The sequence below is a fragment of the Duganella sp. genome (genome assembly GCF_039595735.1).
Taxonomy (GTDB): domain Bacteria; phylum Pseudomonadota; class Gammaproteobacteria; order Burkholderiales; family Burkholderiaceae_D; genus Rugamonas.
In genome coordinates, this window is sequence record NZ_JBCNLB010000024.1 from 47,251 (window position 1) to 68,616 (window position 21,366).

Here is a 21,366-nt window from a genome sequence, read left to right on the forward strand (position 1 = left end):
CGCTACCTCGCTAGAATTTGACGAAATGCGATTCGTCCGGTTCGCTCATTTCATTCAGGCGGCGGCTGGCCGGCACGCCGGCCGCCGCGGCCGGTTTGCGGCCGCCCCGTCCCGGCTTGTGCAGCACCGGCGAACGCAGCGCGTGCGCGCCGCCGGCCAGCTTGAAGAAGGACATGGTGTGCTGCAGCTGCTCGGCCTGTCCGCTCATCTCTTCCGCCGTAGCCGCCAGCTCTTCGGAACTGGAGGCGTTCTGCTGGGTGGTCTGGCTCAGCTGCGTCACGGCCGCATTGATCTGGCCGACCCCGGCCGACTGTTCCTCCGACGCCGCCGTGATCTCCTGCACCAGGTTGGAAGTGCGGCGGATGTTCGGCACCATTTCGTCCAGCAGCTGGCCGGCCTTTTCCGCCAGCTCCACACTGCTGGACGCCACCTGTTCGATCTCCTGCGCCGCCACCTGGCTGCGCTCGGCCAGCTTGCGCACCTCGGCCGCCACCACCGCGAAGCCCTTGCCATGCTCGCCGGCGCGCGCCGCCTCGATTGCCGCGTTCAGCGCCAGCAGGTTGGTCTGGTAAGCGATATCGTCAATGATGCTGATCTTCTTGGCGATCTGCTGCATTGCCGCCACGGTCGACTTGACCGCCTCGCCGCCTTCCTGCGCTTCCAGCGCCGCCTTGCTGGCGATGCCGTCGGTGACCTTGGCGTTTTCCGTGTTCTGCGAAATCGAGGCGGTCATCTGCTCGACCGAGGCGCTGGTCTGCTCGGTGCCGGCGGCCTGCTCGCTGGCGGCCTGCGACAGCGCCTGCGCGGTGGCGCTCACCTGTTCCGAGGCCGCGGCCAGCGCCTCGGCGCCATTGTTCACTTCCTGCACCACGTGCGACAGCTTTTCAATCATGCCCTTCATGGCGGCCAGCAGGCTGCCGGTGTCGCCAGGTTTGAGCTGCACCTCTGCCGTCAGGTCGCCGTCCGCCACCTGGCGCACGATCCCGGCCGCGTAGGAGGGATCGCCGCCCAGCTGCTGCATGATGCCGCGCAGGATGAACAGGCCAATCAGCACCAGCAGCGCCAGCGCGATGGCGGATGACAGATACATGGCGTTAAGCGCCTTGGCCGATGCCGCTTCGGCGCTGCTGACCGCTTCGCTGCCGTACTGTTCGTTCAGCGCCACCAGCTTGTTGAGGCTGGCCTCGGCGTCGCGGAACACCGGGCTGTTGTCCTTGATGGCGGTGTGCATGGCGGTAAACAGTTCCTTGCGCTTGGCCGGATCGGCGCGCAACAGCTGGTTGGCCAGTTCCGTCAGGGCGACGTCGCGCTGCTTCCAGGTGTCCCATTGTTTGACAAACGTGCCCCACAGCGCCGCCTCTTCCCTGGTCTGCGGCAGCGGCTCGTAGATCTTCCACGCCTTGTCGATCCGCTCCCAGCCTTCCTGTTTGCGCTTGAGTTCATGCGCGATATTGCCCTGGTCTTCCGGGTACAGCGCCATGGCGTCAATCGCCCGGCTGGCCGAGCGGATCGCCGTCTGGCCCTCGTTGATGGCCTGCAGCGCCTGCACCGACGGCATGCGGTTCCTGCCGATTTCGTCCAGCATTTCGCCCTGCGTCTGCAGGCCTGAAAACGCGATCAGCATCACGGTCAGCAGCGCCGCCACCGCCACCCCGAGCAATACCAGAATCTTGGTCCTTACCTGCAAAGTCGACAGCATGTCATTCCCCTCCCGCCATGGTTATTGGTTATTCCTCATCCGCCAGCGCACGCAGCCGGCGCCGGTCTTGCCTGATCCACCCGACCAGCGCTTCGGCCGGCATCGGCTTGGCCAGCAGGTAGCCCTGCGCCAGATCGCAGCCGAGGTCGCGCAACAGCTTCCAGTCGTCGACCGTTTCCACCCCTTCGGCCACGGTGGCCACGCCCAGGCTTTGGCCCAGTTCAAGCGCGCTTTTCAGCACCATGTGGCGGTTGGGCCACTGGGCCGCGCCGTTGACGAAGGCGCGGTCGATCTTCAGTTCCGTGAATGGGCAGCGCGCGAACTGCTGCATCGACGAATAGCCGATGCCGAAATCGTCCATCGCCAGTCCGTAGCCGGCCAGCCGCAGGCGGCCCATATTGGTCAGGGCCTGCGACAGCTGGCGCATCACGCTGGTCTCGGTCACTTCCCACACCAGCGCGGCCGGCGCCACGCCGGCGGCGGCCACCTGCGCCATCAGGCGGTCGATGAAGCCGCGGTCGGCCAGGTTATCGGCCGACAGGTTGACCGACACCGTCAGCGGCGGCAGGCCGTGGCGCTGCCACCCCAGGATCTGCTCCAGCACCTGCCGCACCATGGCCAGCGTGAAGTCGGCCATCAGCGGCGTGCCCTCCAGCGCCTCGATGAAGTGCGGCGGCGCCAGCGTGCCGCGCTGCGGATGGCGCCAGCGCGCCAGCGCCTCCACCCCTTTCAGCTGGCCGCTGTGCATGGCCACCTTGGGCTGGAAGAACGGCGCGAACTCGCGCCGCGCCAGCGCCTGCGCCAGCTCTTCCAGCGAGGCTGGCGCCAGGGGCGGCGGCGCAGCGGCCGGCGCGCAGTCGCCGGCGCGGCCCTCGGCCTTGCACAGCAGTTGCGACAGCGCGTCCAGCTGCACCGGCTTGAGCAGGGTGCCCAGCAGGCCGAGCGAGGCGTCCTCGCATGCCATGTTTTCGATGATCTCCAGCAGGCGCGGATCGCGCGCGCTGACCACGATCAGGTTTTCCGTCAGGCGCCGCTCGCGCAGCTGGCAGGTCAGCTCGATGCCGTCCATGCCCGGCATTTCCAGGTCGGTCAGCACCAGGAACAGCGGCGCGGCCTGCGCCTCCAGCACCTGCAGCGCTTCATTGCCGTCGCCGGCCTCCAGGATCTCGCCAAAGTCCAGCTGGCGCAGCAGGCCGACCAGGTAGCCGCGCTGCACCACGCTGTCTTCCACCACCAGCACGCGGCGGCCCTGCCACGGCGGCGCGGCAGGGGCGGTGGCGGTGGCGATGGCGGGCGTGGTGGGCATGCTCAGTACTGCAGCTGCTGCAGGATTTCGCGATAGATCGCGTTCAGCGGCACCGATTTCTCGACCCCGCCCCGTTTCACCGCTTCCTTGGGCATGCCATACACCACGCAGCTGGCTTCGTCCTGCGCCACCGTGCGGGCGCCGGCCTTGAGCATTTCCAGCAGGCCGGCGGCGCCGTCGTCGCCCATGCCGGTCATGATCACGCCCAGCGCGTTGGCGCCGGCCGCGCGCGCGGCCGAGCGGAACAGCACATCCACCGACGGCCGGTGGCGGTTCACCAGCGGGCCGTCCACCACCTCCACGAAGTATTGGGCGCCGGTGCGGCGCAGCAGCATGTGCTTGCCGCCGGGCGCGATCAGCACCTGGCCCTGCAGCACGCGGTCGTTGTTGGCCGCTTCCTTGACGCGCACCGCGCACACGCTGTCCAGCCGCGCGGCAAAGGCGGCGGTGAATTTCTCCGGCATGTGCTGCACCACCACGATGCCGGGCGCCACGCGCGGCAGCGCCGTCAGCACCTCTTCCAGCGCCTGGGTGCCGCCGGTGGAGGTGCCGATCGCCACCACCCGCTCGGTGGTGGCAGTCATCGGCCGCACATGCTCGGGCGGCAGCACGGCGTCGGCGTTCAGCTTGGCGGTGACCGGCGGCGGCGCCGGCCGGTTGGCCAGCTTGCCGACATGGGCGCCGGCCGCGGCCCGCACCGCCGACACCAGCTCGTCCGCGCTGTCGTGCAGGAACTGCTTGAGGTCCAGGCGCGGCTTGGTGATGATCGCCACCGCGCCGGCGGTCAGCGCCTCGACCGAGGTTTGCGCGCCCTTCTCGGTCAGGGTCGAACAGATCACCACCGGAGTCGGGTGCTCGGCCATCAGCTTGCGCAGGAAGGTGATGCCGTCCATCTTGGGCATTTCCACGTCCAGCACCAGCACGTCCGGCCACTGGGTTTTCATGCGCTCCATCGCCAGCAGCGGGTTGGCCACCGCATGGGTGACGGTGATGCCGGGCGCCGCGTTGAGCAGGCCACTGAGCACCTGCCGCACCACGGCGGAGTCGTCGACGATCATGACCTTGATAGCGCTCATGCGTGGGCCCTTGCTCCCGCGTTGCCCCATCCCGGCTCCGGCGGCACCTGGCGGCTCAGCACTTCGCCGCTGCGGATGGTGAAGATCAGTTGACGGTGGCCGACCCCAAACAGGCTTTCGGACACCACGTGGATGCCTTGCTGCTGCAGCAGCGTGCGCGCATAGTCGCCGTTCTGGGCGCCGATGTCGCGTCCGCGAACGCGCGCGCTGCGCGGGAACATATTGCCGCCGCCGAAAATCTTGCCCTGGCACTGGGCCAGCGGCACGCCCTGCCGCGCCAGCCCGTCCAGCAGCAGCTGCATGGCGTCGGCGCCGTACATGCCCGGCTTGTCGGCCGGCCGGTCGTGCCGGCGGCGGCCGTGGCCGGGCAGCAGGAAGTGCGACATGGCGCCGATGCGCAGCGACGGGTGCCACAGGGTGATCGACACGCACGAACCCAGCAGCGTGCGCACGCGGTAGCGCGCATCGCCGACGAAGTAATCGCCCGGCATGAGGAAGATGTCGATCAGTTTGTCGTCCATGGCCGGCTCACGGCTTGCGGTAGATCGACGGCGCCACCACGGTCAGGCTGTCGTTGATGTCGTTCAGCGTTTCCGAGTGGCCGATCAGGAAGTACCCGCCCGGGCGCAGCTGCGCCAGCAGGCGCGCCACCACCTGGCGCTTGGTTTCCAGGCTAAAGTAAATCATCACATTGCGCAGGAAGATCACGTCAAACTGGCCCAGCCTGGGCAGCGGCGCGTTCAGGTTCAGGTGCTGGAACTGCACCCGCTGGCGCAGCCCGCGCTCGATCAGCAGGGTGCCGGCCTCGCTGCCCTGGCCCTTGAGGCAAAAGCGCTTGAGGTAAGCCTGCGGCATGTGCGCCGCCCGCTCCAGCGGATAATGGCCGCAGCGGGCGCGCTGCAGCACCCGGGTGCTGATGTCGGTGCCCAGCACTTCCCACGGCGCGTCCAGGCCCATCACGTCGGCCAGCACCATGGCAATGCTGTACGGCTCCTCGCCGCTGGAACTGGCCGCGCTCCACACCCGCAGCGCGCGGTTCTTGTGGTGCGCCTGCTGCGCCAGTTCGCGCAGCAGGGCAAAGTGCTTGGGCTCGCGGAAGAAATAGGTCTCGTTGGTGGTCAGCAGGTCCACCGCCACCTGCAGCTCGGCCGGCTGGGCGCGGCTTTCCAGCAGGCGCAGGTAGTCGCTGTAGCTGTTCAACTGGTAATGCGCCAGGCGCTTGGCCAGGCGGCCGCTGACCAGCGCCTGCTTGCCGTTGGCCATGGTGATGCCGGCCGCATCGTAGATGAAGCGCTGGAACTGCAGGAACTCGCGCTCGGTGATCATGGCCGTGGGCATGGGCAGCGCCTTCCCTACGCGGCAGCCGCGCTGCCGCGCGCCAGCTCGACGATTTCCTCGCTCGACAACACGCGCCCGAGGTCCAGCAGGATCACAAAGCGGTTGCGGCCCTGGTCCGGCAGCTTGCCCATGCCGGCAATGAAGTCGGGGCGGATGCGGGTGCCGAACGCGGGCGCCGGTTCGATGTCGGTGGCGGCAATCTCCACCACCGCGTTGACCGCGTCCACCAGCATGCCCATCACCTGCTTGCCCTCGCCGGCGGCGCCGGCGGTTTCCACGATGACGATGCAGCTGCGCTTGCCGATGGCGCTGGGCGCGCGGCCGAAGCGGGCCGACAGGTCCATCACCGGCACCACCGCGCCGCGCAGGTTGATCACGCCGCGCACGCAGTCCGGCATCATCGGCACCGTGGCCAGGCTGCCGTACTCGATGATTTCCTTGATGTGCAGGATGCCGACCGCGTACTGGTCCTGGTCCAGCATGAAGGTCAGGAACTGGCTGGGCAGCGCGGCGCCGCTCTGCAGGGCGGCGATGGCCGTCGACACGCTCGCGTCGACGCCGTAGCGCACCAGATGTTCGTCGATGGCTGGATTCATGGGCTCCTCTCTATGCGGCCAGCGCCACTGCGCCCTTGCCGCCGACGGTGTGCAGCAGCGCCGCCACATCCAGGATCAGCGCCACCTCGCCGCTGCCCAGGATGGTGGAACCGCTGATGCATTTGACTTCGCTGAACAGGGGGCTGAGCGGCTTGATCACGGTCTGGAATTCGCCCAGCAGGGTGTCCACCACCAGCCCGGCGCGCTGATTACCGAACTTGAGCACCACGATGCTTTCGCGCCGGGCGGCCGCGCCGTCAATGCGGAACAGCGTGCGCAGCCGCACCAGCGGCAGCACCTGGCCGCGCAGGTCGGTGTAATCCTGGCCCGGTTCGGTGGCGTACTCGATGCACTCCTCGATCATGTCCAGCGGGATCACAAACACCGAGGCCCCCACCTGCACCAGGAAGCCGTCGATGATGGCCAGCGTCAGCGGCAGGCGCACGGTGACGGTGGTGCCCTGGCCTTCGCGGCTGCTGACGTCAACGCTGCCGCGCAGCGCCTGGATGTTGCGCTTGACCACGTCCATGCCGACCCCGCGCCCGGACAGATTGGTGATTTTGTCCGCGGTGGAGAAGCCGGCCTCGAAGATCAGGTTGTAGATTTCGCTGTCGCTCAGCTTGCGCTCGGGGTCGACCAGCCCGCGCTCGATGGCCTTGGCCAGGATTTTTTCCTTGCGCAGGCCGCCGCCGTCGTCGCACACCTCGATCACGATGCTGCCCGATTCGTGGAAGGCGTTCAGCTTGATCATGCCGCGCGCCGGCTTGCCGGCCGCCACCCGCACGTCGGCCGGTTCGATGCCGTGGTCCATGGCGTTGCGCACCAGGTGCATCAGCGGGTCGCCGATTTTCTCCACCACAGTCTTGTCCAGTTCGGCGTCCTCGCCGTCGACGATCAGGCCGATGTCCTTGCCCAGCTCGCGCGCGACGTCATGCACCACGCGCTGGAAGCGGTTGAAGGTGGCGCCGATCTTGACCATGCGCAGTTCCAGCGCCGCGTCGCGCACATCTTCCACCAGGCCGGTGACGATGGAGGTGGCTTCCAGCAGTTCGCTGTTGCGGATCTGCTGGCCGATCATATTGGCGCGCGCGCCGGCGATGATCAGCTCGCCCACCAGGTCGATCAGCTTGTCCAGCTTGTCGGAATCGACGCGGATCGAGCGGCTTTCCTGCGCCTTTTGCTCGCTGACCTGCTTTTGCTTGGCCAGCGCCGCCTCCACCACCACCGGCGGCACGTTGCCGGCGCCGACCAGGATGCTGCCCAGCGGCGGCGGCGGCGCGTCGTCCGGGCGCCGGTCCGGATCGGCCTGCTGCTGCAGGGCGCCGTCCAGCTCCTGCTGGGTGACGCTGCCGCAGCGCACCAGGATCTCGCCCAGGCGCGCGGCCTGCTCCGGCAGCGCGCGGATCAGGTTGACGTATTCCGACACCTTGCTGTGCGGCGGGATGATGCGGAGCTCGCAATCATCCTGCACGAATTCAAACACGCCGGCAATCGCCTCGCGGTCGGCGCTGCTGTCGAAGGCGATTTCAAAGCCAAGGTAGCACAGCTCGGCGTCCATATCGTCCGGCGGCGGCAGGGCGTCCGGCACGGTGGCGATGCCGACCACGCGGCCCAGCTTGGCCAGGTAGCGCAGGAAGGCGATCGGGTCCATGCCGTTCTGCAGCACGCCGCGCCCGAAGCGCAGCGAGATGTGCCAGTAGTCGCTGTCGCCGCGGCCGCTGTCGATGCGCTCGACGCCGGGCTCGGCGTGCACCGCCAGCGCGGCTGCCGCGGCCGGATTTGCCGGCGCCGCCTCGCCGTCCATGTGGCGGCGCAGCTGCTGCTGCAGCATCTCGCCTTCCGGCGCGGTGTCGGGGTCCTGCTCGTGCTGGCCGGCCGCCAGCCCGTTCATCATGCCGGACAGGTAGTCGCAGCACGACAGCAGCAGCACCACCATCTCGTCGTTGAGGGTGATGCTGCCGTCGCGCACCTTGTCCAGCAGGCTTTCCACCACGTGGGTGAAGGCCACGATGTGATCCAGGCTGAACAGCCCGGCTGAACCCTTGATGGTGTGGGCGGCACGGAAGATCGCGTTGATGGCCTCGCTCTGGTCGCCGGCCAGGTCGACATTGAGCAGGGCGTTTTCCATCTCTTCCAGCAGCTCGCGGCTTTCCGCGATAAAGGTCTGTAGCGCGTCGTCCAGGTTCATGGCTTGCCCCTCAGGCGTGGATCAGCACAGCGTCGCCAAAAAAGGCGCCCAGGTCCAGCATTTCAAAAATCTCCACCACGGCCGGGCTGTGCTGCAACAGCCGCAGCTCGCGCTGGTCGGCGGCGGCGGCCTGCTTGGCCAGCATCAGCACCTGCAGGCCGGCAGTGTCGAGCTCGGTGACGCCGGACAGGTCCAGTTCCAGCACCCGGGCCTGGCGCAGCGCGTCCAGCACAGTGACCTTGAGGTCGGCGGCGCGGTAAATCGTCAGTTCGCCGTCGAGGGAAAGTCGTTTGATCTCATCCGCCATGATCGCCTCCGCCTGTCCGCTCAGGGCAAGACCAGCTTGGCCACCGCGCCCAGCAGCACTTCGGGCTTGAACGGCTTGACCACCCAGGCCTTGGCGCCGGCCGCCTTGCCCTCTTCCTTCTTGCCCTCGGCCGACTCGGTGGTGAGCATGATCACCGGCGTGAATTTATAGTTGGGCAGTTGCTTGAACTGCTTGACGAAGGTGATGCCGTCCATATTCGGCATATTGACGTCGCACACCACCAGGTGAATTTTCTGCCCGGTGCATTTGGACAGCGCATCGACGCCGTCGCGTCCCTCGATCACCTCGTAGCCCGCGCCCTTCAGCGCGATGCCGACCACTTGCCGCAACGAGGCCGAATCGTCGACCACCATGATGGTTTTAGCCATGTTCTACCTGCCCTCAGAAAAAAGTGATGTCATCGGCGGCCGCCGCAGCCGGCGCCGCCAGCCGGGCGCCGCTATGCACGGCGTGTTCCTCCGCCATGGCATAGGTCTGCTGCAGCTCGTGCAGCAGACGGTCCGGATCAAGCGGCGCCAGCACGCCGCTGGCCTGGTACAGATCGCGGTTCTCGCGCAGCAGCGCCGGCAGGCGTTCTATGTTGGCGCGCACGTGCGCCATCACCTGGCTGACGCGGTCCTGGAACTGCAGCTGCACCAGCGCCGCGCCGACCTCGCCCTGGATGCCGATGCTCTCGCGCTTGAGCAGCTCGGACGACTGCACCAGCGCATCGGTGATGTCGCGGAATTCGCTCAGCACGGCCGCGATCATGCCTTCGGCCGACTGCATCGATTTGCCTTCCGCCTCGCTGGACTGTTCGGCGGCCTGGCTGGCGGCCAGGATGGCGCTGCTGATCAGGCCGACGCGGTTGGTGATTTCCTTGCCGGTTTCCGCCGAGCGCATCGACAGCTGGCGCACTTCCTGCGCCACCACCGCGAAACCGCGCCCGGCCGGGCCGGCGCGCGCCGCCTCGATGGCGGCGTTCAGCGCCAGCAGATTGGTCTGGGCGGCAATGCTGGCCACGCCCTCGGCCATGCCGCGCAGTTCGCGGGTAAACCGTTCCAGGTCCTTGATTTGCGCCAGCATGGCGTGCTTGGACGACATGGCCGACTGCATCGAGCTGACCACCGAGCCCAGCCGCGTCTGGCTGTGGCTGAACACCTCGGTGATCGAGGTGCCGCCGGCGCAGTTGGCGCTGGAGACGTGCACTGCGTTGTCGAGCTTGTCGACGATGCCGGAGAAGCGTGCGGCCAGGTCGGCCACCGCCTCCTCCATCTGGCTGCGCGAATTTTCAATGTGGCGGCACCACACCGGCAGCACGGCGTCGCCAAAGCGTTCGCGCGCGGCCAGGTAACGGTCGATCATGGCCGCGCCGCCGTCAGCGCCGCTGGTAGCATATGCGCGCTCGCGCGTCAGCCAGAACGCCGCGCCCAGCAGCAGCGCCGCCCACAGCAAGGTGTACCCGCCCCAGGCGCTCCAGCCTGCCACGACGGTGCCCAGGGCGCCGCCGCCGGCAAGGCCCCACGGCACTAGCGTTTTGCTACTCACAAGGCTTGGATTCTTCACTGAATGCCACCCCATTTTTTGGTTCTGTGGTCTCCGGCGCCGCATCACGGCGGGCCAATCCATTGTAGCTGGTGTTTCAGGCGCCAGCCGTTCAAAATACCGGCGCAGCGTGATTCCGCCAACGTAAACCGCTGGCTGGCGCCGCGCGCCAGCGCGCGCCGCCCAAGCGCTCCCGTCACTGCAACAAGATGCATCTTGCTAGCCACATGTTGCGTGACTGCATCACTCGCCGCCAACTCGACATTTCAGCGCGGAACAGGTAAATTGCCAACGTTGAAAATTGTGCAATGCACGCAAGGAGAAAAAATGAAACAATATGGCGCGGAATTCTTTGGGACTTTCTGGCTGGTGCTGGGCGGTTGCGGCAGCGCCGTGCTGGCGGCGGCCTTCCCCGGCGTCGGCATCGGCCTGCACGGCGTCTCGCTGGCCTTCGGCCTGACGGTGCTGACCATGGCGTACGCCATCGGCCACATCTCGGGCTGCCACCTGAATCCGGCGGTATCGATCGGCCTGTGGGCCGGCGGCCGCTTCCCGGCCAGCCAGCTGCTGCCGTACATCGTGTCGCAGGTACTGGGCGGCATCGTTGCCGGCGGCGTGCTGTACCTGATCGCCAGCGGCAAGGCCGGCTTTGACGTCAGCGCCGGCTTTGCCGCCAACGGCTACGGCGCCCATTCGCCGGGCGGCTACGCGCTGAGCGCCGCGCTGGTGACCGAAGTGGTGATGACCATGATGTTCCTGCTGGTGATCCTGGGCGCCACCGACGCCCGCGCCCCCAAGGGCTTCGCGCCGCTGCCGATCGGCTTTGCACTGACGCTGATTCATCTGATCTCCATCCCGGTGACCAACACCTCGGTCAACCCGGCGCGCAGCACCGCCGTGGCGCTGTACGTGGGCGACTGGGCGCTCAGCCAGCTGTGGCTGTTCTGGTTGGCGCCGATCATCGGCGCGCTGCTGGGCGCGGCGGTGTACCGCCTGATCGGCAAGGCCGACTAAGCCAGCACGGCCCGCCCCGGCGCGCGCGGTCGCTTCCAGCTTGAACAGGCTGACCGCGCCGGCCAGCCTGTTCCTGCATCGAGCCGGCCGCTGCGGCGGCCTGCTCCACCAGCGCAGCGTTCTGCTGCGTCACATGGTCCATCTGCGCAATCGCCAGGTTGATTTGCTCGATGCCATGCGTCTGCCCGACGCTGGCGTTGCTGATCTCGCCCACGATGGCGGTGACCCGGCGGATGCTGGCCACCACCTCGTCCATGGTGCTGCCGTCCTGTCCCGCCAGCCGCGTGCCGGCGTCCATCTTGCCCACCGAATCGTCGATCAGCGCCTTGATTTCCTTGGCCGCGCTGGCCGAGCGCTGCGCCAGATTGCGCACTTCCGACGCCACCACCGCAAAGCCGCGGCCCTGCTCGCCGGCGCGCGCCGCTTCCACCGCCGCGTTCAACGCCAGGATGTTGGTCTGGAAGGCGATGCCGTCGATCACGCCAATGATGTCGACAATCTTCTTCGACGAGGCATCGATCGAGGCCATGGTCTGCACCACGTCCGCCACCACCGCGCCGCCGCGCTGCGCCACCTCGGCGGCATTGGCCGCCAGCTGGTTGGCCTGACGGGCGTTCTCGGCATTCTGCTGGACGGTGCTGGTCAGTTCTTCCATTGACGAGGCCGTCTCTTCCAGCGAACTGGCCTGCTGTTCGGTGCGGGTCGACAGGTCGAGATTGCCGGCGGCGATTTCCGCGGACGCGGTGGTGATGGTGTACCGCTGCGCACGTCGCTGACGATGCGCCACCACCAGCAGCGCCAGCAACAGCAACTGGTTGCGGCTGTTCTCGGCCACGGCCTCGATCTGTTGCGCGGCTGCGTCGATTTCCTCGCGCTGGTGGTCGAGGATGCGTTGCAGCATGCCCTCGTACACCTTGGACGAGGGCAGGTAGACCTGTTCCAGCAGGCCGTGGCTTCGGCGGCATCGCCGGCCGCCTTGGCCTTCATCAGGCCGTCACGCGAGGTGACATAGATCTTGCGGGTTTCCACCAGCTCGGCCATCAGCTGCTTGTCGCGGTCGTTGGACAGCGCCTCGATCTTCTTGATCAGGCCTTGCGAATAGCGGTGGCGGTCTTGGCTTCCTCGGCAAAGAAGGTGGCCAGCGGGGGATCGGCGCTCTTGGCCACCGCCGTGGTGCGGCGTATGCCGGAGTACACCATGCGATACCAGTCGGAAATCAGGCGCTCCTTGGCCAGCGGCAAATCCATCATGGCGCGGGTTGCGTCGGCCACGCCCTGCAGGGCCGGCCAAAGCACTAGGGATGTGCATGTTCAACTGTTTGAAGTTTGAAATAAATTTTAATTTGCATTCTAATCTGCAACAAATATTGCGCCATCGGGTGTGAAAACGTTTACACTTTCGGATTCGCTTTTGTACGGCCGTTTACATAGCGGGATTTTAAATACAACATTGTCCGTTTGGCCATCCGCACGCTAATCCACAGAGTCATGAGCAACGCATTCCTAGAACACCGCGCCAAATACCGCGAAGCCGTGTCCCGCCGTTACGGCGTGACGCCCGAACTGTACGATGAAGCCTCGCGCCTGCTGGCGCCGCTGGCTGTGCCTTTCAGCACGCGCAAGGGCGAGTACCTGCAGCGCATCGGCGTGCCGGCGCAATATGTGCACTGGCTGCACAGCGGCGTGGCGCGTACCGGCTTCATCACCGAGTCCGGCAACGAAGTGACCTTGCACTTCCAGACCGACGGCGAACCGGTGGCCGCGCATGACGATCTGTTGCGTTCGCGCGATGCGCACCCGGCGATGAACTTCGTGGTGGCCGAGACCGCCATCCACGGCTACCGCCTGGACTGGTCGGAAGTAAGCGCGCTGTATCAGGCCAACAGCCAGCTGCGCGACTACTATCTGGCCGCGGCCCAGTGCAGCATCATCGAGCAGAGCCGCCGCCTGTACCTGAACGCCTCGCCGGCCCAGGGCCGCCTGAACGCCTTCCGCCGCGAGTATCCGGGACTGGAGCAGCGCATTTCGCAGAAAGTGGTGGCGTCCTTCCTCGGCATCACGCCGCAATACATGTCGCAACTGCTGCGGCAGGACGGCAGCAAGTAAACACAAGGACGCCCTGCGGGACAATACCGTTCAGGCACTAACTGAACGGCATTACGCCCTGCGGGGCGTCTTTGTTTTCTAATCCAGTACGTGCAAAACGCCCCAGTCCCGCTCTAAAACGATCGAAGAAAAAGGGGCAAAAGGCTAAACGTAAGCGTGTGCCAAACCGCTATGCATGCACAACGCCGTCGGCCAGATTCTGCAAGATTCCGCATTCTTCAATGGAATGCGGCTTGTTGCACTTATGGCGCAAGTTGAACAATTGCGTCTCAAGCGTTCGAAGCGCGGCCATTTGGGCTTGGATCGCAGCGATATGCTGGTCCAAGAGGGCATTGACGTGCTCGCATCCTGCTGAGGGCTTTGCCTGGAGATCGAGCAGTGTCCTAATGTCTTGGAGTCCAAGCTGGAGAGACCGGCAGTGCCGAATAAATTGCAAGCGTTCAAGATGTACGCCCTGATATTCGCGATACCCCGAAACTGTGCGCACGGGCTCATCGAGTAGACCTGACTTTTCGTAAAACCGGATCGTTTCCACGTCGCATCCAGTCCTCTTGGCTAGTTCACCAATTCTCACGGCAGACTCCTGTTGGTCGACTTGACTCTGTAGTCGCGCCTGTCGACGCGAAGTATCGCCGGATTCTCTGGATTGCCTTGATTGTCAACGCCATCATATTTGCTGTGGAACTCTGCGGGGGAATCAAGTCCGGATCAGTCTCGCTTCTCGCCGATGCAGTCGACTTTTTTGGTGACGCAGCGAACTATGGCGTCTCCTTGTTTGTGCTGGGATTGGCGCCAATATGCCGTTCGCGCACTGCCTTGCTGAAGGGCGCGACGATCGGCGGATACGGAATGATTGTCCTCGCTACAGCAGGCTGGAACTTCGTGAACGGAACCGTCCCAACCCCGGAAACCATGGGCGTTATTGGCGGCTTGGCATTAACATCGAATCTTAGCGTGGCCCTGCTGTTGTACGCATATCGAAACGGTGATGCCGGCATGCGCTCTGTTTGGCTATGTTCCCGCAACGATGCGATCGGCAACGCCGCAGCGATGTTGGCCGCCCTTGGTGTTTTTGGTACAGGATCAGGCTGGCCTGACATTGCTGTAGCATGCATCATGGGATGGTTAGGGGTTACTGCTGCGAAGACCATCATCGCTCACGCAGTCGCTGAGATGCGCAACAAGACGCCTCAACCTCAAGCGCAACCCACTCCCCGTGCAACTAAACTTGAGCGGCACTGACATTCAGTTGCCGATCTCGATGCGGCCATCATCGCAATAGCGCGTCAGCGCTTGCCGTGCCGCCTGCCGTGTGCTCACAGGCGAGCTTCTTTTCCCAATAACCGACGTCGAGCCAGCGGCTGAATTTGAAGCCGACTTCGCTGAACTGGGCTACCTTCCTGAAGCCCATTTTTTCATGCAGCGCGACGCTGGCATCGTTCGGCAGGGCGATGCCGCCGATGACCAGGTGGTAGCCTTGGGCGGCCAGCTTGTCGAACAGGGTGGCGTACAGCCGGCTGCCGACGCCTTTGCCGCCAAGGCCGGGCGCCAGGTACACACTGCTCTCCACCGAATAGCGATAGGCGTGCCGCACGCGCCATTTGGTGGCGTAAGCGTAACCAATCAGTTGACCATCCTGCTCCGCCACCAGCCACGGCAAACCACCCGCCTGCACATCGGCAATACGCTGCGCCATGTCAGGCGCAGTGACGGCCTGCTCCTCAAAACTGATGCAGGTGTTCAGAACATAGTGGTTGTAGATCGCCACAATGGCGTTGGCGTCGCCGCTAACGGCCTCGCGTATGTGCATGTCAGCTCCGTGTGATTAATCAGATTTTCCCGATGGCCTGGTTGATGGCTTTGATCGAACGCTCATTGCGCTCGCTGTAGCGGTCGGTCAGATAGGCGGCGCTGCCACGCATCAGCAGCGTCATCTTGACCAACTCCTCCATCACATCCACCACCCGGTCATAATAACCGGACGGACGCATGCGGCCATGCTCGTCAAACTCCTTGTACGCCATCGGCACCGAGGACTGGTTGGGAATCGTGAACATGCGCATCCAGCGCCCGAGCAGGCGCAAGGTGTTGACCACGTTAAAGGACTGCGAACCGCCGCACACCTGCATCACCGCCAGCGTGCGGCCCTGGCTGGGGCGGATGGCGCCCATCTCCAGCGGAATCCAGTCGATCTGGTTTTTCATCACGGCGGTGATTGCGCCGTGGCGTTCCGGGCTGCACCAGACCTGGCCCTCGGACCACAGGCACAGCTCGCGCAACTCGACCACCTTGGGATGGTCTTCCGGCACACTGCCCACCATCGGCAGTTCCATCGGATTGAAGATCTTCACCTCGGCGCCGAAATGCGCCAGAATGCGCGCCGCCTCCTCGGTGAGGTAACGGCTGAAAGAACGCTCGCGCAAGGAGCCGTACAGCATCAGGATACGCGGCGGATGGCGCAGATCGCCAGCCGGCGCCAGTTTGCCGGTGGCTGGAATGTCGAGCAATGCCGGTTTGATGTTGGGCAGATTCGCGATCGTCATGGCGTGTCCTTGCAAGGTTGGGCGGCTGGATACAGCCAGCCGACAATCGCCGTCGCAGCCGCCGCGCCGGCCAGTTGGGCCAGAATGAAGCCCGGCGTGTCGACCGGACGGATGCCGGCAAAGGTGTTGGTCATGCTGCGCGCCAGCGTCACCGCCGGATTGGCAAACGAGGTTGAGGCGGTGAACCAGTAAGCGGCCGTGATGTAGGCTGCCACCGCCAACGGCGTCACCGTTGGCCGGCTGCGCGTACAAGCGATGATGACGGCGATCAGGCCAAAGGTGGCCACGCATTCGCTCCACCATTGTGCCGGGCCGCTGCGCACATGCGCTGATGCCGTCCACAAGGTCTCGCCAAACATGCCATGTGCCGCCGCCACGCCGGCCAACGCGCCGGCCAGCTGCGCGGCTATATAAGGCGCCGCCTCACGCAGCGCAAGATTGCGCTGCCACGCCTGCGACAGCGTGACCGCCGGATTGAAGTGCGCACCCGACACCGGGCCAAACGTCAGAATCAGCGCCACCAGCCCGGCGCCGGTGGCCAGCGCATTCGCCAGCAGGGCGAGCGCCACATTGCCGCCGGCCAGTCGTTCAGCCATGATGCCGGAACCAACCACCACCGCCAGCAGCATGGCCGTGCCCAGGCCTTCGGCCACGATGCGCCGCGCCAGCGTCATGGCAGCAGGGCGCCGATGCGGTCCAGTTCACGCTGCAGCGCGGCCTTGTCCAGCTGTGCCAGCGGCAGCGCGAACAAGGCCTCGATGCGGACGCGCAGGATGCGGTAGGCACGCTCGAATGCCGCCTCGATGACCTCTTCGCTGCCGGTGACGTGGGCCGGATCTTCCACGCCCCAGTGCGCGCGCATCACCGGTCCCAGATAAGCCGGACAGGTTTCGCCGGCAGCGCTGCCGCAGACGGTGATGACGATGTCCGGCGTCAGCGGCAGGTTATCCCAGGACTTGCTGTGATAGCCCGCGGTTGCGATGCCTTCGCGCGCCAGCAAGGCCAGCGAGCGCGGATGGACATAGCCGGCCGGCTTGCTGCCGGCGCTGAGCGCGCGCCAGCCTGCCGGCGCCAGATGGTTGAAGGTGGCCTCGCCCAGAATCGAGCGGCACGAGTTGCCAGTACACAGGATCAAGACATTCATCGGCATTCCTTGGCGGCGGGCGCGCAGCTTTGGCCGCCGCAGCAGTTTTCAGTTAAAAAAGCGATCAGGCCATGCATGGTGTCGAAATTGGCGCTGTAGATCACGAAGCGCCCGGCCTGGCGGCCGACCACCAGCCCGGCGTGGCTCAGCTCCTTCAGGTGGAACGACAGCGATGACGGCGCCAGGTCAAGCTGCCCGGCAATCTTCGACGCCGCCAGGCCGGCCGGCCCGGCCTGCACCAGCAGGCGAAACACCGCCAGCCGGCTGTCCTGGGCGAGGGCCGCCAGCGCGGCCAGAACGTTGGAGGTTTGCATGCTCGTCATTTCGACATTTCCATAAATATGGAATTATTATAGTATAAAAAAGGCGCCCGGTGCAGGCGCCTGTGGCTTACTTCTTGATGCTCTTGATCTTGTTGTTCTGGTCGACGAACACCAGTTTCGGCACGTGGGTCTCGACCGCTTCCTCGCTCATCGGGCCATAGGTGCAGATGATCAGCAGGTCGCCCAGCTGGGCCTTGCGGGCGGCGGCGCCGTTCAGCGAGATTTCGCCGCTGCCGCGCTTGCCGGCGATGGCGTAGGTGGCAAAGCGCTCGCCGTTGTTGACGTTGTACAGTTCGATATATTCGTTGACCTTGATATCCGCAGCTTCCAGCAGATCCACGTCGATACCGCAGGAACCTTCGTAGTTCAGGTCGGCCTGCGTCACCGTCACGCGGTGCAGCTTGGAACGCAGCATCATTCGTTGCATAGACATCTTATTCCCTCGATAGTAATCATTCAAACTTTGCATCCTGTCCACGCCCAGGCAGCGACGCGAGGCGGGCATTGTATCATCAGCCACCCGCTGGGGCTGGCTTTGTGGCATATTGCCACTAGTAAAAGCCTTCAACTATTTTCATGAAACTCTCCCGCCTGCTCACCGCGTCCACCGCCGTCCTGGCGTTGCTGGTGGTGGGCATGCTGGCCCACATCACGCTGGACGCGTGGCGCCGCTATGAAGCCACCACCACTGGCCTGCAGGCGCTGCGCCTGACCCAGCGCGCCATGGTGGCGGCGGAAAAACTGTCGGCCGAGCGCGGCCCGGTCAACGCCGCGCTGGGCGACCGGCAACCGGCCGACCCGGCGCGGCGCGCGCGGCTGGTGAGCGCGCGCGCCGCCACCGACCTGGCCCTGCTGCAGCTGGAGCGCGAGCTGCAAACCGACCTTGGCGCCCCCCATCCGGTGGCGATCACGTCGCTGCACGGCGCGCTGGCGGCGGCCCGCGCCACGGTCGACCAGCTGGCCGCCCTGGCGCCGGCCGCGCGCACGCCGGAGCGGCTGACCGAGGCCGTGGAGCAGATGTTTGCGCTGGTGCCGCAGGCGCTGGACGCGGTCGGGGGCTACACACTGGCGTCCGAACGCGCCTACCCGCGCATCTCGCGCACCCTGATCAGGGCGCGCTACGCGGTGGAGCTGCGCGAATACGCCGGCCGGCTGGGCTCGGTGCTGACGGTGCCGCTGGCCATGCGCCAGCCACTTGGCCTGCAGCACCATCAACAGCTGCAGACGCTGCGCGGCCGCATCGACCAGCTGCGCCAGCAAATCCAGACGCCGGGCGACGCCAACGCGGCCGCGCTGGCGCCGGTGGTGGCGCGCATGGACGCGGTGTACTTCGGCACCGGCCAGCAGCTGGTGGCGCAGGTCGAGCAGGCCAGCCGCGCTGGCCGCGACTATGGCATGGACACCGGCCAGTTCGCGCAGCGCTATGTGCCGACCATGACGCCGATCCTGGCGCTGCGCGACGAACTGCTGCGCGAGGCGCAGGCGCAGGCCGAGAACGACCACGAACATGCGCGGCGCGAATTGATCATCGCCTGCCTGTCCGGCGTGGCGATCCTGCTGGCGCTCACCCTGCTGATGCTGATCGTGCGCCGGCGCGTGATCCTGCCGCTGCTGCGCGCCACGCGCGCGGTGATCCGGCTCGGCGACGGCGACTACTCGCGCGATCCCGGCGGCCTGCAGCGGCCGGACGAAATCGGCGACATGCTGCGCGCGCTGTCGACGCTGCGCACCAACAGCATCGAGCGCCAGCAGTTGGAGCTGGAACGCCAGCACCTGATCGAGGAACTGCGGCGGCGCGCCGACACCGATTACCTGACCGGCATCCTCAACCGCCGCGCCTTCACCCGGGCCGGCAACCAGCAGCTGCGCCGCGCGCATGAGCGCGACGAGTCGCTGTCGGTGCTGCTGTTCGATATCGACTACTTCAAGTCGGTCAACGACACGCATGGCCACGAGGCCGGCGACCAGGTGCTGATTCAAGTGGCGAACGTGGTGCGCGAGCAGTTGCGCGATGGTGAAATGCTGGCGCGCCACGGCGGCGAGGAGTTCGTGGTCATGCCGGCGCACTGCACGCAGGAGCAGGCCTGCCTCTTGGCCGAACGCCTGCGCGCGGCGATTGCCGAGGCCTCGCTGACGCTGGCCGATGGCCACATCCTGCGCGTGAGCGCCAGCTTTGGCGTGGCCAGCGCCAACGGCCCGCAGGCGGCGCTGGACGACTTGCTGCACGCGGCCGACCTGGCGCTGTACCGCGCCAAGCGCAAGGGCCGCAACCGGGTCGAGCGCGCGGCCTGAGGCTTACTGCTTCACCGGCGTGAAGCTGAGGTCACGGAAGTCGTAGCTGAAATCCGTTTCGGTGGAGATCGGCGCCATCTTCATGCGCTCGATGCTGCCGTCCGGATTCAGCGCAAACGTCACGTAGGCGTCGGCGTTGAAGTTGCGCTCCTGCCAGCGCACGATGAAGGTGTCGTGCTGGAAGTGCTCCAGCTCCCCGCTCAGATCCGGCGTGCGCGCAAAGCGCATGACCTGCCTGCCGCCCTCCTCGCGGATGCTGATCCTGCCGTACCACGGATCCTCATACTCGCCGTTGTACGACGCCAGCGGCAGCGAGGGCGTCGATGCCGCCGCGCGCGCGGTCTGCTCCTTGCCCTGGCGTTCCAACTCCTCCTTGTGCGCGGCCGCTTCCTGATCCGCGTACAGCTGGATCCAGTCGGACGGCGGCACCTTCAGGTAGTGGTCGAGGATGCGGTAGTACAGCGCCGCCATGGCCGCGCTGTTCTCGGCGTTGGTCAGGATGGCGATGCCCAGCTTCTCTTCCGGCACCATCAGCACCGTCGAGTAAAAGCCCTGCAGCGCGCCGCCGTGCATGGCCAGCTTGCGGCCCTGGTAGTCGCGCAGCTGGAAGCCCAGGCCATAGGCATAGAAGTTGGGCTTGGTGGCGGCCAGCGCCGGCTTGGGTTCGCGGATGCGCATCGGCGTCTGCTCGCTCCACATCTCGGCCGCCTGTCTGGCGCTGAACAGCTGCGTGCCGTTGTCCAGCTTGCCGTGATTGAGCAGCACCGTCATCCAGCGCGCGATGTCTTCGGCGTTGGTGTTGATGCCCACCGCCCCCACCGCGTTGGGCACCGGCATCGGCTTGACCACCGCGATCTGGCCCTTGATCTTGCTGTGCGGCGCCGCGTAGTCGCTGGTGGCCAGCATCTCGGCCACACTGGTCCTGGTGCCGCTCATGCCCAGCGGCGTGAGGATCTGCTCCTGCATCGCCTGGCCCCACGGCTTGCCGGCCTTCTCGGCAATGATCTTGCCGGCCACGATGTACAGCAGATTGTCATACGCGTAGCTGGCGCGGAAGCTGGTGGCCGGCTTGACGTAACGCAGCCTGGCGATGATCTCGTCGGTGCTGAAGGTGGTGCTCGGCCACCACAGCAAATCGCCGGCGCCGAGGCCAAGGCCGCTGCGGTGCGTGAGCAGGTCGCGCACCGTCATCTGGCCGGTGACATACGAGTCGTACATCTGGAAGCCCGGCAGATGTTGGGTGACCGGATCGTCCCAGGCGATCTTGCCTTGGTCGACCAGCATCGCCAGCCCGGCGGCGGTAAACGCCTTGGAGTTGGAGGCGATTTCAAACAGGGTCTTGCCGTCCACCGGGGCCGGCTCGCCCAGCTTGCGCACGCCATAGCCCCTGGCCGTGACCAGCTTGCCATCCTTGACGATGGCGATCGCCATGCCCGGCACCTCGAAGGTCTTCAGCGCGCGGTTGACGTCCGCATCGAGGTTAAACGGCGGCACGCTGGCGGCATGCGCCGCCACGGCGGCCAGCATCAGCGCGGCCGCCACAAAGTGAGTGTGCAGTTTCATTGCTTCTTGAATGCCTTGTCGACAGCAGCTTGCGTGATCGGGTGGTAGTGCGAACGCGCTTTGGCGTACACCGTTCTGGCCCAGTCTTTTTCGTTCGGGTTCTTCAGCAGCGCCGTGTACAGCGGCACCACAAACAGCTTGCGGCCCACGCTGTTGAGGAATTTGCCGAGCGGCTCGCGCACGTTGTAGCCGGCCTTCACCGACGCCAGCGCCTCTTCCTGCTCCACCTGCAGGTTCATCTCGGCCACTTCTTCGCCATACAGTTTTTCGACAATGCGGGTGGTGACGTAGGTGGTGAAGCCCTCGTTCAGCCAGGTGTACTTCCAC

Annotated in this window: 24 protein-coding genes and 1 pseudogene; 4 read left to right on the forward strand and 21 right to left on the reverse strand. The window is 65.8% G+C overall.

Annotated elements, in window-relative coordinates; translation table 11 throughout:
* Positions 1–10 precede the first annotated feature (10 nt).
* From ABDW57_RS25885 to ABDW57_RS25930, 10 genes are read right to left on the reverse strand one after another with little or no spacing between them, the layout of a single operon-like run.
* Complete coding sequence (locus ABDW57_RS25885) at positions 11–1,699, reverse strand: methyl-accepting chemotaxis protein (protein WP_343733023.1); 1,689 nt, start codon at positions 1,697–1,699, stop codon at positions 11–13.
* A gap of 28 nt (positions 1,700–1,727) precedes the next feature.
* Positions 1,728–3,005 (reverse strand): EAL domain-containing response regulator, encoded by a 1,278-nt coding sequence (locus ABDW57_RS25890; RefSeq protein WP_343733024.1) that lies wholly within the window; start codon positions 3,003–3,005, stop codon positions 1,728–1,730.
* A gap of 2 nt (positions 3,006–3,007) precedes the next feature.
* Positions 3,008–4,081 carry a chemotaxis response regulator protein-glutamate methylesterase gene (locus tag ABDW57_RS25895; RefSeq protein ID WP_343733025.1) on the reverse strand — a complete coding sequence of 358 codons (1,074 nt, stop codon included), beginning with the start codon at positions 4,079–4,081 and terminating at the stop codon, positions 3,008–3,010.
* Positions 4,078–4,602, reverse strand: coding sequence for a chemotaxis protein CheD (locus tag ABDW57_RS25900; protein WP_343733026.1), 525 nt, complete (start codon positions 4,600–4,602; stop codon positions 4,078–4,080). The genes ABDW57_RS25895 and ABDW57_RS25900 overlap by 4 nt, the downstream gene beginning before the upstream one ends.
* 7 nt (positions 4,603–4,609) lie before the next feature.
* Complete coding sequence (locus ABDW57_RS25905; RefSeq protein WP_343733027.1) at positions 4,610–5,419, reverse strand: protein-glutamate O-methyltransferase CheR; 810 nt, start codon at positions 5,417–5,419, stop codon at positions 4,610–4,612.
* Between the two features lie 14 nt (positions 5,420–5,433).
* Positions 5,434–6,015: a chemotaxis protein CheW gene (locus ABDW57_RS25910; protein ID WP_343733028.1), complete on the reverse strand. Its 582-nt coding sequence runs from the start codon at positions 6,013–6,015 to the stop codon at positions 5,434–5,436.
* A 10-nt stretch (positions 6,016–6,025) separates the two neighbouring features.
* Positions 6,026–8,203 carry a chemotaxis protein CheA gene (locus ABDW57_RS25915; protein ID WP_343733029.1) on the reverse strand — a complete coding sequence of 726 codons (2,178 nt, stop codon included), beginning with the start codon at positions 8,201–8,203 and terminating at the stop codon, positions 6,026–6,028.
* A gap of 10 nt (positions 8,204–8,213) precedes the next feature.
* The gene (locus ABDW57_RS25920) at positions 8,214–8,510 is read right to left on the reverse strand and encodes an STAS domain-containing protein (protein WP_343733030.1); all 297 of its coding nucleotides are present in this window, start codon (positions 8,508–8,510) and stop codon (positions 8,214–8,216) included.
* Between the two features lie 20 nt (positions 8,511–8,530).
* Positions 8,531–8,899: a response regulator gene (locus ABDW57_RS25925; protein WP_343733031.1), complete on the reverse strand. Its 369-nt coding sequence runs from the start codon at positions 8,897–8,899 to the stop codon at positions 8,531–8,533.
* 13 nt (positions 8,900–8,912) lie between these two features.
* Positions 8,913–10,058 (reverse strand): methyl-accepting chemotaxis protein, encoded by a 1,146-nt coding sequence (locus ABDW57_RS25930; RefSeq protein WP_343733032.1) that lies wholly within the window; start codon positions 10,056–10,058, stop codon positions 8,913–8,915.
* 324 nt (positions 10,059–10,382) lie between these two features.
* Between ABDW57_RS25930 and aqpZ the strand changes: the two genes are divergently transcribed.
* Positions 10,383–11,069, forward strand: coding sequence for an aquaporin Z (gene aqpZ, locus ABDW57_RS25935; protein ID WP_343733033.1), 687 nt, complete (start codon positions 10,383–10,385; stop codon positions 11,067–11,069).
* A gap of 61 nt (positions 11,070–11,130) precedes the next feature.
* Here the strand turns inward: aqpZ and ABDW57_RS25940 are convergent.
* Positions 11,131–11,823, reverse strand: a pseudogene (locus tag ABDW57_RS25940) (methyl-accepting chemotaxis protein); the annotation flags it as partial.
* 331 nt (positions 11,824–12,154) lie between these two features.
* Positions 12,155–12,340 carry a hypothetical protein gene (locus ABDW57_RS25945; protein WP_343733034.1) on the reverse strand — a complete coding sequence of 62 codons (186 nt, stop codon included), beginning with the start codon at positions 12,338–12,340 and terminating at the stop codon, positions 12,155–12,157.
* A gap of 216 nt (positions 12,341–12,556) precedes the next feature.
* On the opposite strand from ABDW57_RS25945, the gene ABDW57_RS25950 reads away from it, so the two are divergent.
* Positions 12,557–13,174 carry a Crp/Fnr family transcriptional regulator gene (locus ABDW57_RS25950; protein ID WP_343733035.1) on the forward strand — a complete coding sequence of 206 codons (618 nt, stop codon included), beginning with the start codon at positions 12,557–12,559 and terminating at the stop codon, positions 13,172–13,174.
* A gap of 169 nt (positions 13,175–13,343) precedes the next feature.
* On the opposite strand, the gene cadR is transcribed toward ABDW57_RS25950, so the two are convergent.
* A complete protein-coding gene (cadR, locus tag ABDW57_RS25955; RefSeq protein ID WP_343733036.1) occupies positions 13,344–13,748 on the reverse strand; it encodes a Cd(II)/Pb(II)-responsive transcriptional regulator in 405 nt (134 codons plus the stop codon).
* A 77-nt stretch (positions 13,749–13,825) separates the two neighbouring features.
* Here cadR and ABDW57_RS25960 point away from each other — a divergent pair, with 77 nt between their 5' ends.
* Positions 13,826–14,416 carry a cation transporter gene (locus ABDW57_RS25960; protein ID WP_343733037.1) on the forward strand — a complete coding sequence of 197 codons (591 nt, stop codon included), beginning with the start codon at positions 13,826–13,828 and terminating at the stop codon, positions 14,414–14,416.
* 28 nt (positions 14,417–14,444) lie between these two features.
* Here ABDW57_RS25960 and ABDW57_RS25965 read toward each other — a convergent pair whose 3' ends face one another.
* The 6 genes from ABDW57_RS25965 to panD all read right to left on the reverse strand — a co-directional run bounded on the left by ABDW57_RS25965 (position 14,445) and on the right by panD (position 17,611).
* Positions 14,445–14,984 carry an arsinothricin resistance N-acetyltransferase ArsN1 family B gene (locus ABDW57_RS25965; RefSeq protein ID WP_343733038.1) on the reverse strand — a complete coding sequence of 180 codons (540 nt, stop codon included), beginning with the start codon at positions 14,982–14,984 and terminating at the stop codon, positions 14,445–14,447.
* Between the two features lie 19 nt (positions 14,985–15,003).
* The gene (gene arsH / locus ABDW57_RS25970; protein WP_343733039.1) at positions 15,004–15,717 is read right to left on the reverse strand and encodes an arsenical resistance protein ArsH; all 714 of its coding nucleotides are present in this window, start codon (positions 15,715–15,717) and stop codon (positions 15,004–15,006) included.
* Positions 15,714–16,391 carry an MIP/aquaporin family protein gene (locus tag ABDW57_RS25975; protein ID WP_343733040.1) on the reverse strand — a complete coding sequence of 226 codons (678 nt, stop codon included), beginning with the start codon at positions 16,389–16,391 and terminating at the stop codon, positions 15,714–15,716. The genes arsH and ABDW57_RS25975 overlap by 4 nt, the downstream gene beginning before the upstream one ends.
* Complete coding sequence (locus tag ABDW57_RS25980; RefSeq protein ID WP_343733041.1) at positions 16,388–16,861, reverse strand: arsenate reductase ArsC; 474 nt, start codon at positions 16,859–16,861, stop codon at positions 16,388–16,390. Before ABDW57_RS25980 ends, ABDW57_RS25975 begins: the two co-directional genes overlap by 4 nt.
* Positions 16,858–17,175 (reverse strand): metalloregulator ArsR/SmtB family transcription factor, encoded by a 318-nt coding sequence (locus tag ABDW57_RS25985; RefSeq protein ID WP_343733045.1) that lies wholly within the window; start codon positions 17,173–17,175, stop codon positions 16,858–16,860. The genes ABDW57_RS25980 and ABDW57_RS25985 overlap by 4 nt, the downstream gene beginning before the upstream one ends.
* Positions 17,176–17,251: 76 nt before the next feature.
* A complete protein-coding gene (gene panD / locus ABDW57_RS25990; RefSeq protein ID WP_343733046.1) occupies positions 17,252–17,611 on the reverse strand; it encodes an aspartate 1-decarboxylase in 360 nt (119 codons plus the stop codon).
* Positions 17,612–17,760: 149 nt separating this feature from the next.
* Between panD and ABDW57_RS25995 the strand changes: the two genes are divergently transcribed.
* Positions 17,761–19,476 (forward strand): GGDEF domain-containing protein, encoded by a 1,716-nt coding sequence (locus tag ABDW57_RS25995; protein WP_343733042.1) that lies wholly within the window; start codon positions 17,761–17,763, stop codon positions 19,474–19,476.
* A gap of 3 nt (positions 19,477–19,479) precedes the next feature.
* On the opposite strand, the gene ABDW57_RS26000 is transcribed toward ABDW57_RS25995, so the two are convergent.
* Positions 19,480–21,039: a serine hydrolase gene (locus ABDW57_RS26000; RefSeq protein WP_343733043.1), complete on the reverse strand. Its 1,560-nt coding sequence runs from the start codon at positions 21,037–21,039 to the stop codon at positions 19,480–19,482.
* The coding region (locus tag ABDW57_RS26005; protein ID WP_343733044.1) for a leukotriene A4 hydrolase C-terminal domain-containing protein at positions 21,036–21,366 on the reverse strand (331 nt) is incomplete at its 5' end. The genes ABDW57_RS26005 and ABDW57_RS26000, both read right to left, overlap by 4 nt.